Here is a 14191-nt window from a genome sequence, read left to right on the forward strand (position 1 = left end):
AGCGCTTGTTTCTATAGTGTTAATTGTTTTTTGGAATAATTATTTGTTTTTAGTGACTGGTAGTGAGATCTGCTTTGAAGCACGGCTTTAACTCTACAAGTAAGTAGTGGTAAGGAGTTTGTGAGTATTTCTTGCCGATAATATAATGTTGATTTTTCTTACTATATGCTCTTTTGGTGAATAGTTATGTGGCACTTTTGCTTGCTAAGCGTTTAATATCGACTTTTTATCCTATTTTTGTTGCTTTTCTGTGAATTATTTGCCAAATTGTCAACCGTATAAAATATCAGAACAATATTCTGGTAAGAATGGATTCAATTTTGCAGACAGGGCAGAAAGCTGCCAAAGCAGTAGAGGTCTGGTAATGTCACTTTTAGAAGTAAAAAATCTTCGTATCGAATACCCATCTCGTCATGGAGTTCACGCCGCAGTTAAATCACTTTCGTTCAACATTGAACGTGGTGAGATTGTTGGTGTTGTAGGCGAGTCTGGTGCAGGTAAATCAACAGTAGGTAATGCTGTGATCGATTTGCTGAGCCCTCCTGGCCGCATTGCTAGCGGCGAGGTATTTCTGGATGGCGAAAAAGTCTCTGGTTTATCTCCTGAACAGATGCGTTCTGTTCGCGGCTCAAAGATTGGTTTTATCTTCCAAGACCCAATGACTTCTCTTAACCCTCTATTCACAGTAGAACAGCAGTTAAAAGAGACGATTCATGCCAACATGAAGGTTTCGGATCAAGAAGCCTACCAGCGCTCATTAGACTTGATGAACCAAGTGGGTATCCCACAACCAGAAAACCGTTTAAAGCAGTACCCTCACCAATTCTCTGGCGGTATGCGTCAGCGTGTGGTTATCGCGATCGCATTGGCAGGTGAACCTGACCTAATCATCGCAGATGAACCAACAACAGCACTGGATGTTTCTATCCAAGACCAGATCTTGGGTTTGATTCGCGACCTATGTATTAAGAAGAACGTAGGTTGCATGTTGGTCACGCACGACATGGGCGTGGTATCTAACGTTACCGACCGCGTAGCCGTTATGTATCGTGGTGACTTAGTTGAGTTTGGCCCAACAGCGAAAGTTCTGGGTACTCCTGAGCACCCATATACACACAGTCTTATCTCTGCGGTTCCTCGTTCGGATCGCAAACTCGATCGTTTCCCTCTTGTTAGCTACATCGAAGAAGCACAAGAGATGGAACCATTGGATGTGAAGAACCACTGGTTAGGTCAAAGCCAAGATCACCGTGATTACACTGGCCCTCTGTTGAACGTTGAGAACGTAAACTTACGCTTTACTACCAAAGATTCTTTCTTTGAGAGCCGTCGTGAGTACGTTCAAGCATCAAACAACGTGAGCTTTGAAGTGCATGAAGGTGAGACGTTTGGTTTAGTAGGTGAATCAGGTTCAGGTAAATCAACGATTGCTCGTGTGATTGCTGGCTTGTACGCACCAAACTCAGGCAAGGTAACGTTTGAAGGCGTTGATCTTACTGGTCTGAAATCTGAAAAAGAACGTCGCCCTATGCGTCGTCAAATGCAGATGGTTTTCCAAAACCCTTACACATCAATGAACCCTCGAATGAAGATATTCGACATCATTGCTGAACCTATCCGATTCCATAAGCTTACTCGCAACGAAAATGAAACTCGTCAGATCGTGAACGACCTGCTAGAGCACGTGGGTTTAGGCAAAATGGCTGGGGTGAAGTACCCACACGAATTCTCAGGTGGTCAACGTCAGCGTATTTCTATCGCTCGCGCTTTGGCGACTCGCCCACGTCTTTTGATTTGTGATGAACCAACATCGGCACTGGACGTGTCGGTACAGGCTCAGATTCTTAACCTACTAAAAGACTTACAAGACGAGCTAAACCTAACCATGCTGTTCATCAGTCACGATCTACCGGTTATTCGCCAAATGTGTGACCGTGTTGGTGTGATGCAGATGGGGACATTATTGGAGGTTGCGCCAACGGAGCAGCTGTTCCAATCACCTCAGCATGAATACAGCAAACAACTGATTTCTTTAATGCCTGAATTTACAGGCTTAAGAGAAGAAAAAGCAGTGGCACAAGCCGCGGTATAAAAATCAGCAGGCTGGAGTTTAGCTTGCTAACAACAATAAACAGACGCAAATACAACAACTAGGGATCTGGATTCCCGCATGAAGGAGTTATGCAATGAAAACCATGAAAAGCAAATTAGCAGTAGCTTTAATGGCAGCTGGCCTAAGCTTTAGTGCAGCAGCAGCAGATATTACCGTTGGCTACGCAGCTGACCCAGTATCACTTGACCCGCACGAGCAGCTGTCTGGTGGCACACTGCAAATGTCTCACATGGTGTTTGACCCTCTAGTACGTTTCACTCAAGAGATGGATTTTGAAGGCCGCCTAGCATCTAGCTGGGAGCGTGTTGATGAAACGACTTTCCGCTTCAACCTACGTAAAGGTGTGAAATTCCACTCTGGTAACGAACTGACTGCTGATGATGTTGTGTGGACTTTTGAACGTCTACAAGCTTCTCCAGACTTTAAGTCTATCTTCACGCCATACGAAAAAATGGTAAAAGTGGATGACTACACAGTTGAGCTAGTATCAAAAGCGGCTTACCCACTAGTACTACAAACAGCAACTTACATCTTCCCAATGGACAGCAAGTTCTACTCTGGCCAAACAGCGGAAGGTAAAGACAAGTCTGAGCTAGTTAAGCACGGTAACTCGTTTGCTTCGACTAACGTTTCAGGTACTGGTCCATTTATCGTAACGCAGCGTGAGCAAGGCGTTAAAGTAACGTTCGAGCGTTTCAACGATTACTGGGACACAGAAACTGAAGGCAACGTAGACAAGCTAACACTTGTGCCAATCAAAGAAGACGCGACACGTGTTGCAGCACTTCTTTCTGGCGACGTTGATATGATTCACCCAGTAGCACCAAACGATCACAAGCGTGTTAAAAACGCTAAGAACATCGATCTAGTGACGCTACCTGGTACTCGTATCATCACGTTCCAAATGAACCAAAACAGCAACGAAGCACTTAAAGATGTTCGCGTTCGTCAGGCGATTGTTCACGCAATCAACAACGAAGGTATCGTTAAGAAGATCATGAAAGGCTTCGCAACAGCAGCTGGTCAGCAAAGCCCAACAGGCTACGCGGGTCACAACGAAGACCTAGTTCCTCGTTACGATCTGAAAAAAGCGAAAGAGCTGATGAAAGAAGCGGGCTACGAAGATGGCTTTACGCTAACTATGATGGCTCCAAACAACCGTTACGTGAACGATGCGAAAGTAGCGCAAGCGTCTGCGGCAATGCTGTCTAAGATTGGTATCAAAGTTGATCTTAAAACTATGCCTAAAGCACAGTACTGGCCTGAGTTTGACCTATGTTCAGCAGACATGATGATGATCGGCTGGCACTCAGATACAGAAGATTCAGCTAACTTCAACGAGTTCCTAACTATGACTCGTAACGAAGAGACTGGCCGTGGTCAATACAACTGTTCTGGCTACTCAAACCCAGAAATGGATGCGATCGTAGAAGCTTCTAACACTGAAACTGACCCAGTTAAGCGTGCTGAAATGCTGAAAGGCGTTGAAGCAACACTTTACAACGACGCAGCATTCGTACCGCTACACTGGCAAAGTGAAGCGTGGGGCGCGAAGTCTAACGTAGGTGCAGCAGACGTAGTAAACCCAATGGTTATGCCTTACTTCGGCGACCTAGTTGTAAAATAATCTAGCTTGCTAGAATCGAGAGCCTGAAGCTTTTCAGGCTCTCAAATTATTAAGAAATAGATTTAAGTTTCGGTATTTGGTCTTCCTTCAGTCTGGCTAAATACCTTTTTTAAGACTGAATTTTGTTATCTAGTCGCGGATTTCGATTAGATAGTCATGGATAGATAAGGGGCAAGGAATGGTTACGTTTCTGGTCAAGCGCCTGTTTCAGGCACTGATAGTGATGTTTGTGATCAGTTTGGTGGCGTTTGCCATTCAGGATAACCTGGGCGACCCGTTGCGTGAGTTAGTCGGTCAATCTGTTTCAGAATCGGAGCGTCAAGCGCTGCGTGATGAACTCGGCTTAAATGATCCCTTCATTACAAAATACACTCGCTTTGTGGGCGCAGCTCTACAAGGTGATCTTGGTACTTCATATTTCTTTAAACGCCCAGCTGTGGACGTAATCTTAGATAAACTCGTAGCAACGCTTGAGCTTGTGTTCGGCGCTTCTCTGATCATTGTTTGTCTGTCGATTCCACTTGGCGTTTATTCTGCAATACACCCAAAAAGCTTCTTCACTAAATTGGTGATGGCGGGCAGTAGTATCGGTATCTCGGTACCTGTTTTCTTAACCGCAATCATGCTGATGTACGTGTTCTCTATTGAGCTCGGTTGGCTGCCGTCATTCGGACGTGGTGATACCGCAAACTGGTTTGGTTGGGAGTCTGGCTTCTTAACGCTAGATGGCCTTGCGCACTTAGTGCTGCCGAGTATTGCTCTGGCATCTATCATGCTGCCGCTATTCATTCGTCTAGTACGCTCTGAAATGCTCGAGGTTCTTAGCTCTGAATATATCAAGTTTGGTAAAGCAAAAGGCCTAGCGCTGAACAAGATTTACTACCAACACGCTTTGAAAAACACAATGCTGCCAGTACTAACGGTAGGCGGTGTTCAAATCGGTACGATGGTGGCTTACACCATTCTTACTGAAACTGTATTCCAGTGGCCGGGTACCGGCTTCCTATTCCTTGAAGCGATTAACCGAGTGGATACACCACTGATTACCGCATACGTTATCTTCGTTGGCCTGATCTTCGTAGTAACTAACACCATTGTTGACCTGCTATACGGCATCATTAACCCAACAGTGAACATCACAGGGAAAGGAGCATAATCATGGAACAAACAACAACAGCTCCATCTCGTTGGGAGCGATTCAAGCAGTCAGACATTCTGTACTACTTCTTACGTGACAAAGTGGCAATGGTGAGCTTCGCTATCTTTGCAGCTTTCCTTGTTATGGCATTAGCGGCACCTATTCTAGCGCCAACAGACCCGTATGACGTGACGTCTATCGACATCATGGATTCTGAGTTGCCACCATCTTGGATGGAAGACGGCGAAGAACGCTTCTTACTAGGTACTGATGAGCAAGGTCGTGACATCTTATCTACGATGCTTTATGGCTCGCGTCTGTCACTGACGATCGGTTTCCTAGCGGTAGGTCTTCAGCTGACACTCGGTATCATCATTGGTCTGTCTGCGGGTTACTTTGGTGGTCGTATTGATAGCTTCCTGATGCGTTTTGCCGATGTTCAGCTTTCGTTCTCAACCATGATGGTTGCGATCATTGTCTCGGCCATCTTTAAGGCGAGTTTCGGCAGTGACTTCTACGCGCAATATGCCGTTGTTATGCTGGTGGTGATCATCGGTATTGCTGAATGGCCGCAATATGCTCGTACGATTCGTGCATCGGTATTGGCAGAGAAGAAGAAAGAGTACGTAGAAGCGGCACGTGTGATGGGCTTTAGAGCGCCTCGCATCATGTTCCGCCATATTCTGCCTAACTGTTTATCACCAATTTTGGTTATCTCTACGGTACAGGTGGCAAATGCCATCATGTCAGAAGCGGCACTTTCTTTCCTAGGTTTAGGTCTTCCGGTAGACCAACCATCACTCGGTGCCCTGATCAGTACTGGTTTTAACTACATTTTCTCAGGAGCATGGTGGATCACAGCATTCCCAGGTGTGCTTTTGGTAACATTGGTTCTCGTTATTAACCTATTAGGCGACTGGTTACGTGACGTGTTTAACCCGAAAATTTATAAAGGGTGATAGCCCGGTTTGATTTTTAGTAAAAAAAGTCACTAAATTAAGAGCCGTAAGCAATTACGGCTCTTTTTTTGCTTAATGGATCTGGAACTTAGTATTATTGACAGTGTCAATAATAGTTAAAATGGAATTCATGTTTTATCGACATAGATTCGGTAATAATTAGCCCGCAAGGGTTTAAGTGGTGGTTATGAAATTGACAATGAATGCTGTATGTCGTGCTGTGACGAGAAATTATCGTATGGGACTTATCGCTGCATCTCTTTTGGTATCGAGCCAAGTGAATGCAGAGTCGGTTCTATGTGATGCAACTCAGGCAAGCACCAACCAATTACCACAGCTAGAGCAATCATGTCCGATCGGTAAGGGCGTGTGGGGCAGTAAAGCACCAAAACGTCATTCAGATAACGAACTGTTTTGGGTTCAATGTGGCCTGCTGAACAAGCCTTTGTCACTGAGCCGAGCAAAGCCTCTGTATGAGAAGATCTCGACCAACGTTTGGATGAAGCCGGAAGGCGGAGACTACCGTTGCTTAATCGGACCTTATTCTACCTTCTCTGATGCGAGAAAAGACCTAGCTCAGGTGCGTAAGGTTTCTGGTTACGGTGAAGCCTTTATTCGCATGGTCGATAAGTCGAAAACCTCATCACAGCCTATTGTGGCAAAACCAGCAGAGCCAAAAGCGGTGACGCACAAGGCTCCTGCAAAAGTAGAAGCTAAGCCTGCACCGAAACCTGTGGCTACTAAGCAAGTGGCGGCGGTAGCGAGCGCTGCAGCAATTCAGACGCTACCAAGCGGTAACGCGAGTTCAGACAATGATCTAGAGATCGAGATTCGCGTGAAAGCAGACATTGCGGGTAGCCAATATGCTATTCCTTACCTTCTAGATCATCAACAACAGTTCTACATGGAGCAAGGTAAGCCTTGGAGCCGCCTAGATTACGATAGCGCTGAATTGGTGTGTAATCAGGTCAACATGAAGCTGATGAGTGAGAAGCAATGGCAAAGCATCTTGAGCTCAAAGGTTATGGAAAAACAGAACTGGCCAATGCATCTCCCTTATTGGGGCGCAGATAAGAAAGGTCTGTTTACCAACGGTAACGTCAACCAGTTGAAAGGTTCTTCATTGCTTAATGTGATGTGCGTTAAGTAACGACGACCGTTACCAAACCAAATAAGCCTCAGCCATTGCTGGGGCTTTGTTGTTTATACGCCTCTCTTTTTCAACATCGGTTCGACTTTTAGACACTCGTTCTTCAAGACGAATTTGATTAAAAATCGTTAAAAATTGTTCAAATAGCGCGGCTGATGCGTAGAAAACCATAACTCAAGCAATAAGGTGATTGAGATTATGAGTTTAAAGAAACGATTAGAAGACGTGGCTCCACGCTTTGAAGCCGGTGGTAAGTACGAAAAGCTCTACCCAGTGTATGAAGCTTTCGCGACAATATTCTATACACCCGGAAACGTAAACCGCGGCATAACCCATGTTCGTGACAGCATTGACCTAAAGCGCATTATGATTTTGGTGTGGTTGGCGACCTTCCCGGCAATGTTCTGGGGAATGTATAACGTCGGACACCAAAGCGTTCTCGCACTCACATCCAGTTATCAATTAAATGAACTTGCCTCGGTTATTGAAAGCAGCTGGCGTCTGTCGTGGGCATTTGGTGATGCGCAGTCATTGGTGGCAAGTGGCTGGGAAAGTCAGATGTTGCTTGGTGCACTCTATTTCCTACCCGTTTATGCCACGGTGTTTGTGGTAGGTGGCTTCTGGGAGGTTTTATTTGCCGTTGTACGAAAACATGAGGTGAATGAAGGTTTCTTTGTTAGCTCGGTACTATTCGCACTCATTCTTCCGCCAACCATCCCGCTTTGGCAAGCCGCTTTAGGTATCACCTTTGGTATCGTTGTCGCCAAAGAGCTGTTCGGTGGTACAGGACGAAACTTCTTGAACCCAGCACTAGCAGGCCGCGCGTTTCTCTATTTCGCCTATCCAGCCAACATGTCGGGTGGGCTTGTGTGGGTTGCCGCTGACGGCTATTCAGGCGCGACACCGCTGAGTCAATGGTATGAAGGCGGCAGCACGTCACTCATCAATAACATGACTGGCGAGGCGATCACCTGGATGGATGCCTTTATCGGTAATATTCCAGGTTCGATGGGTGAGGTGTCGTCACTGCTGATCATGCTGACGGGATTGATTTTGATTGTGATGAAGATAGCGTCTTGGCGCATTGTCGCCGGTGTGATTGTCGGCCTTGTCGTGACGTCGAGTTTACTGAACTGGATAGGGTCGGATACTAACTCGATGTTTTCGATGCCGTTTTACTGGCACTTTGTGTTGGGTGGTGTAGCGTTTGGTACCTTCTTCATGGCGACAGACCCAGTATCTGCCGCGTTTACCAATCAGAGTAAATGGGCCTATGGGATTTTGATCGGCGTGATGACGGTCGGCATCCGAGTGCTCAATCCTGCTTATCCAGAGGGCATTATGCTCGCTATCTTGTTTGCTAACTTGTTCGCACCATTGTTCGACTTTGTTGTGAAAGAGCAAAATATCAAGCGAAGACAAAAACGCACAGCTCGATAAGAAATATGACCCAAAAGAAAAAGGCTTGCACTAGTACAAGCCTTTCTATTTTTATCACGATTGATTTGAATTTGATTCAACTCCATTTCAAATCAATCTCGAATGGTTGGGTATTACCACAATGCTCACCACACATCTCGTCGTAGGCACTGTTGTGAACCAACATTGCCGATGCTACGCCTCGATCGCTAAAGTGGTCGCGCGCTTGGTTAACACTTAAAAACTTCATTGGGTGCTGTTGGTCGTCTTTGATTAACTGCTTTTGCTCGCCAATAATTTGGTAAGCCAAGTAGATCCCGCCTTCAAATGATTCAATTAGTAGATTCATCACAAACTCCGTTGCTGTTCTAGATAGGTCAGTATCTGTGTTACGTGGAGTTGAGGGGTAAGGTTCAAGAGTGGACATAAAAAAAGCAGGCACAAGGCCTGCTTCTAAAGAGTGCTCAACTAAGACGTTGATTATCTCATGGTAACAAACTCTTCGCTGCCCGTTGGGTGAATCGCCACAACAGAGTCGAAGTCTGCTTTGGTTGCGCCCATCTTCATTGCAACGCCGAAGCCTTGAATCATCTCATCAACCGTGAAACCGATGCCGTGTAGGCCAACGACAGTCTCTTCTTCGCCAGCACATACTAGCTTCATCTTACAAGGTTGACGGTGCTTGGTTACTGCTGTGTACATCGCAGTGAAGCCAGATGTGTAAACCTTGATGTTGTCTTTGCCGTACTTCTCTTCAGCTTCTTGAGTCGTTAGACCAATCGTGCCGATAGGTGGGTGGCTGAATACAACAGTAGGAACTAGGTTGTAGTCCATTTTCGCGTTAGTTTGACCGTTGAATAGACGCTCAGAAAGCTGACGACCTGCTTTAACAGCAACAGGAGTTAGCTCGATACCGCCTTCCATGATGTCGCCAACACAGTAGATGCCAGGAACATTAGTTGCTTGGAACTCGTCTACTTTGATGTAGCCACGGTCGTTAGTTGCAACGCCAGTTGATGCTAGGTTGATAGCGTCAGTTGCTGGGTGGCGACCGATAGCCCAGATTAGGTGGTCAACGTTTTGAGTGTTGCCGTTCTCTAGGTGTAGAGTCAGTGTGCCATCCGCTTCTTTCACAACTTCTTTAGGCACTGAGTGCGTGTGAAGTGTTGGACCTTCTGCTTCCATTACTTCTACTAGCGTTTCGATGATCATTGGATCGAAGCTACGTAGTGGAGATTCTTTACGACAGAACAAGTGTGTTTCTGTGCCTAGTGCGCTTAGTACACCTGCGATCTCAACTGCGATGTAGCCAGCACCGATAACCGCAACGCGTTTTGGTTGCTCCATTAGGTCGAAGAAGCCATTTGAGTCGATGCCGTATTCTGCACCTGGGATGTTTGGAATTGTTGGACGACCACCTACCGCGATCAGGATGTGATCTGCTGTGTAGTGTTCACCGTTCACTTCAACTGTCTTTTCATCAACGAACTTAGCAAAGCCTTTGATTACGTTTACTTTGTTGTTACCTAGTACGCGGTCGTAAGATTGGTGGATACGACCAATGTACGCTTGGCGGTTTTCAATCAGCTTGCTCCAGTTAAAGCTTTTTACTTCAACGTCGAAGCCGTAGTCCTCAGAGTATAGGTTGATTGCTTCAGCGACTTGAGCGCCGTGCCACATTACCTTTTTAGGAACACAACCAACGTTTACACAAGTACCACCAAGGTCTTGAGCTTCGATAAGTGCAACTTTTGCACCGTGCATAGCTGCGCGGTTAGCCGATGCGATGCCGCCTGAACCGCCACCGATACAGATGTAATCAAAATGAGTCGCCATTACTTTCTCCATTTATTGAAGGTTGTAGTCACAGTGAGAGCACTGGATACCTACGTCCTATAGATTCTTAAATTGTCTAATTATTATATTGAGGGCAGATCGGTTGAACTCAATCTCCCTGTTTAAAATTTATTCGTCCACATCACAGTCTGTTGAAGATTCTTCTGTCTATGATGTGGATTCGAGATTACTCGGGTACGATCCACTCTACTTTGAAGTGACCGGTTGCCGGTGCAATTGCTTCCTTCAAGAATGGAAGAATCTCGTTCATTTGGCTTTCTAGCTTCCAAGGCGGGTTAATAACAATCATGCCTGATGCTGTCATGCCGCGCTCGTTGGTGTCTGGTGATACGCCAAGTTCGATTTGTAGAATCTTGTTGATGCCTAAGCCTTCAAGACCTTCGATCATATCTTCGATGTCACAACGGTTTACTACCGGGTACCAAATTGCGTAGATACCTGTAGCCCAGCGCTTATGGCTTTGAGCAATCGCCGTCACCACATCGCGGTACTCTCTTGCTAACTCATAAGGCGGATCGATTAGCACCAAACCACGACGTTCTTTTGGTGGCAGGCTGCCCTTTAAGCGCTTAAAACCATCTTCTTTGTAGATAGATACCTGACGATCACGGTGGAACTCTTGCTCAAGCAGCGGGTGATCGGCTGGGTGAAGCTCAGTCAGTACCATGCGGTCTTGGTCACGCAGGTGTGCACGTGCAACACGTGGAGAGCCCGGGTAGTAACGCAGTTTCTCGCCATTATTGAGAATGGAAATAGACTCAAGGTAGCTTTGAATGTCTTCAGGAAGGTCTGTTTGCTCCCACACACGAGCAATACCTTGCTTGTATTCACCGGTTTTTTCAGACCATTCATGCGTTAAGTCGTAGCGACCTACACCAGAGTGAGTGTCATGATAAACAAAAGGCTTATCCTTTTGTTTCAAAGAATTAAGAATAAGGCTCTGTACGATATGCTTTACTACGTCGGCATGGTTACCTGCGTGGAAGCTGTGGCGATAACTTAACAAATTAAACTCTCGTAACACTCTCGAATTAGAGTGTGGTTAGTGTAGGTGGGGTTAATCAGACTATTATAACCCTCAATGGACCATAAATTCTCGAACAATTCAGGAACAGTCGTTCGCAATATGTGGTTAGTTATTGGTTCTACTATTGAAATTTGCCTTATTGGGCACTATTTAATAACTATTCGCAGGTGATTTTTTAGGGCGCTGCTTAGCCTGATGACTGTAAGACGACCTCATTACAAAAAAGACGAAAGTCTCTAACGCCAAAGGAATGTTTATATGTCTAATCCGCTATTAACCTTCACGGACTTACCTCCGTTTTCACAAATCAAACCTGAGCATGTTAAGCCAGCGGTTGAGCAAGTGATTGAAGCGTGTCGCAACAAGATAGAACAAGTACTTGAAGGTAATACTTCACCAAGCTGGGACAACTTAGTTGCTCCGATTGAAGAAGTGGATGATCGTTTAGGCCGTATTTGGTCACCAGTAAGCCACATGAACTCTGTTGTGAACAGCGACGAACTGCGTGAAGCGTATGAGAGCTGCCTACCAGTATTGTCTGAGTACGGTACTTGGGTTGGCCAACACAAAGGCTTGTTTGAGGCATACAAAGCGATCAAGGCGAGTGAAGCATTCTCGGCATTAAACCGAGCTCAACAAAAAACCATTACAGACGCACTGCGTGACTTTGAACTGTCGGGCATTGGCTTACCTGCAGATGAACAGCATCGTTACGGCGAGATCAGCAAGCGCCAGTCTGAGTTAGGCTCTCAATTCTCAAATAACGTGCTTGATGCAACCATGGGTTGGAGCAAGCAGATCACAGACGTAGCTGAGCTGGCAGGTATGCCTGAATCAGCACTGGCGGCAGCTCAAGCGGCGGCTGAGTCTAAAGAGCAAGAAGGCTACCTACTGACTTTAGATATCCCATCATACCTACCTGTGATGACCTACTGTGATAACCAAGAACTGCGTAAAGAGCTTTATGAAGCGTACGTAACGCGCGCTTCAGATCGCGGTCCAAACGCAGGTAAGTGGGACAACACTGAGATCATCACCGAGCAACTTAAGCTGCGCCACGAGATCGCGCGCATGCTTGGTTTCAGTACTTACAGCGAAAAATCACTGTCGACCAAAATGGCTGAAACGCCAGACCAAGTACTTGGTTTCCTAAACGACCTAGCAGTAAAAGCAAAACCGCAAGGTGAACGCGAAGTTGAAGAACTGCGTCAGTTTGCTGAAAAAGAGTTTGGAGTTTCTGAACTAAATCTTTGGGATATCGCTTACTACAGCGAAAAGCAGAAGCAGAACCTGTTCGAGATCTCTGATGAAGAACTTCGTCCTTACTTCCCAGAATCTAATGTGGTTTCAGGCCTGTTTGAGGTACTGAATCGTGTGTTTGGTATGTCGGTAACAGAGCGTGAAGGCGTCGACACATGGCATGAGTCAGTGCGCTTCTTTGATATCTTTGATGCGACAGGAGCACTGCGCGGTAGCTTCTACCTAGACCTATACGCACGTGAGCACAAACGTGGCGGTGCTTGGATGGATGACTGTCGTGGTCGTCGTATTACTGAATCTGGCGAGCTACAAACACCTGTCGCTTACCTAACGTGTAACTTCAACAAGCCAGTTGGTGATAAGCCTGCGCTATTTACTCACGATGAAGTAGTGACACTGTTCCACGAGTTTGGTCACGGTATCCACCACATGCTAACGCAAGTTGAAGCGGGCGCAGTTGCGGGTATCAACGGCGTGCCTTGGGATGCGGTTGAGCTACCAAGTCAGTTCCTAGAGAACTGGTGTTGGGAAGAAGAAGCGCTGTCGTTTATCTCTGGTCACTTCGAAACGGGTGAAGCATTACCAAAAGAGATGCTAGAGAAGATGCTGGCAGCGAAGAACTTCCAATCTGCGATGTTTATTCTGCGTCAGTTAGAGCTTGGCCTGTTTGACTTTACACTGCACACAGAATACGACCCAGAAGTGGGTGCTCGCGTACTAGAAACGCTAGCGGACGTGAAATCTAAGGTGTCGGTACTGCCAAGCCTTGATTGGAACCGTTTCTCACACAGCTTTGGTCATATCTTCGCTGGTGGTTACAGCGCAGGTTACTACAGCTACCTATGGGCAGAAGTGCTTTCAGCTGATGCGTTTTCGGCATTTGAAGAAGAGGGTATCTTCAACACTGAAACGGGCAATCGCTTCCTGAACAACATCCTTGAAATGGGTGGCAGTGAAGAGCCAATGGAGCTGTTCAAACGCTTCCGTGGTCGTGAGCCACAAATCGACGCAATGCTGCGCCACGCGGGAATCAACGCATAATCACGGTAACTATCTAGTTTATTGCGAAAAGAGCCTCTAGTTAGAGGCTCTTTTTTTGTCTGTGCGTTATGCCAAGCAAGGCGAATCAATGTTATGGATTCACATTGCGGTTGATAGGGTTCTGCAATGAAATCAGTGTCTCTGTCGACTGAACTTCATCGATCGCTTGCAGCTTATCGATCAATACAAACTGCAGCTCTTCTATCGACTTACACATCAGCTTTACAAAGATATTGTAAGCACCAGTGGTGTAGTACGCCTCAACCACTTCGTCTAAGGCATTCAGCTTAGCGATCGCCGAGTGGTAATCTTTGGCAGCATTAAGGTTGATGCCAATAAAGCAACACACGTCGTAACCCAGTTTTTTGGTGTTTACCACAACTTCCGTTCGCTCGATAATGTCTGCCGATCTCATCTTTTCGATGCGAACGTGAATCGTCGCAGGGCTGACATCGAACTGCTTTGCCATTTCAGCGTAAGGAGTTCGTGCATCTTCCATCAAGGTTTTGAGAATGGCACGGTCTAGATCATCTAGACGAGCTGTGGTTGTGGACATGCATAATCCTTAGGTTGAATGAAAAACATACCGGCTTGAGTACA

11 protein-coding genes are annotated in these 14191 nt (G+C 46.1%); 7 read left to right on the plus strand and 4 right to left on the minus strand.

Annotated features, from left to right (window positions below):
- The first annotated feature begins 364 nt into the window (after window positions 1–364).
- The 6 genes from AB4263_RS03650 to AB4263_RS03675 all read left to right on the plus strand — a co-directional run bounded on the left by AB4263_RS03650 (window position 365) and on the right by AB4263_RS03675 (window position 8427).
- Window positions 365–2092 carry an ABC transporter ATP-binding protein gene (locus tag AB4263_RS03650; protein WP_017060132.1) on the plus strand — a complete coding sequence of 576 codons (1728 nt, stop codon included), beginning with the start codon at window positions 365–367 and terminating at the stop codon, window positions 2090–2092.
- A 94-nt stretch (window positions 2093–2186) separates the two neighbouring features.
- A complete protein-coding gene (locus AB4263_RS03655) occupies window positions 2187–3740 on the plus strand; it encodes an ABC transporter substrate-binding protein (protein ID WP_017060133.1) in 1554 nt (517 codons plus the stop codon).
- A 178-nt stretch (window positions 3741–3918) separates the two neighbouring features.
- Entirely contained in the window at window positions 3919–4896 is a 978-nt protein-coding gene (locus AB4263_RS03660) for an ABC transporter permease (protein WP_048612413.1), read from the plus strand.
- A gap of 2 nt (window positions 4897–4898) precedes the next feature.
- A complete protein-coding gene (locus AB4263_RS03665) occupies window positions 4899–5837 on the plus strand; it encodes an ABC transporter permease (protein ID WP_017060135.1) in 939 nt (312 codons plus the stop codon).
- 187 nt (window positions 5838–6024) lie between these two features.
- Window positions 6025–6987, plus strand: a complete 963-nt coding sequence (locus AB4263_RS03670) for an SPOR domain-containing protein (protein ID WP_029235875.1) — start codon at window positions 6025–6027, stop codon at window positions 6985–6987.
- A gap of 198 nt (window positions 6988–7185) precedes the next feature.
- A complete protein-coding gene (locus tag AB4263_RS03675) occupies window positions 7186–8427 on the plus strand; it encodes an NADH:ubiquinone reductase (Na(+)-transporting) subunit B (protein WP_372097540.1) in 1242 nt (413 codons plus the stop codon).
- Window positions 8428–8503: 76 nt separating this feature from the next.
- Here the strand turns inward: AB4263_RS03675 and AB4263_RS03680 are convergent, their stop codons facing one another.
- The 3 genes from AB4263_RS03680 to AB4263_RS03690 form a co-directional block, all read right to left on the minus strand.
- The gene (locus tag AB4263_RS03680; RefSeq protein WP_010433424.1) at window positions 8504–8755 is read right to left on the minus strand and encodes a DUF6482 family protein; all 252 of its coding nucleotides are present in this window, start codon (window positions 8753–8755) and stop codon (window positions 8504–8506) included.
- 131 nt (window positions 8756–8886) lie between these two features.
- A complete protein-coding gene (gorA, locus tag AB4263_RS03685; protein WP_372097542.1) occupies window positions 8887–10242 on the minus strand; it encodes a glutathione-disulfide reductase in 1356 nt (451 codons plus the stop codon).
- A gap of 187 nt (window positions 10243–10429) precedes the next feature.
- The gene (locus tag AB4263_RS03690) at window positions 10430–11269 is read right to left on the minus strand and encodes a 23S rRNA (adenine(2030)-N(6))-methyltransferase RlmJ (protein ID WP_372097544.1); all 840 of its coding nucleotides are present in this window, start codon (window positions 11267–11269) and stop codon (window positions 10430–10432) included.
- A gap of 279 nt (window positions 11270–11548) precedes the next feature.
- Between AB4263_RS03690 and prlC the strand changes: the two genes are divergently transcribed.
- Window positions 11549–13591, plus strand: coding sequence for an oligopeptidase A (gene prlC, locus AB4263_RS03695; RefSeq protein ID WP_260809607.1), 2043 nt, complete (start codon window positions 11549–11551; stop codon window positions 13589–13591).
- A gap of 91 nt (window positions 13592–13682) precedes the next feature.
- On the opposite strand, the gene asnC is transcribed toward prlC, so the two are convergent.
- Window positions 13683–14147 carry a transcriptional regulator AsnC gene (asnC, locus tag AB4263_RS03700; protein WP_008218581.1) on the minus strand — a complete coding sequence of 155 codons (465 nt, stop codon included), beginning with the start codon at window positions 14145–14147 and terminating at the stop codon, window positions 13683–13685.
- Between the last annotated feature and the right edge of the window lie 44 nt (window positions 14148–14191).

Source organism: Vibrio sp. 10N.261.55.C5 (assembly GCF_041470505.1).
Classification (GTDB): Bacteria; Pseudomonadota; Gammaproteobacteria; order Enterobacterales; family Vibrionaceae; genus Vibrio; species Vibrio crassostreae_C.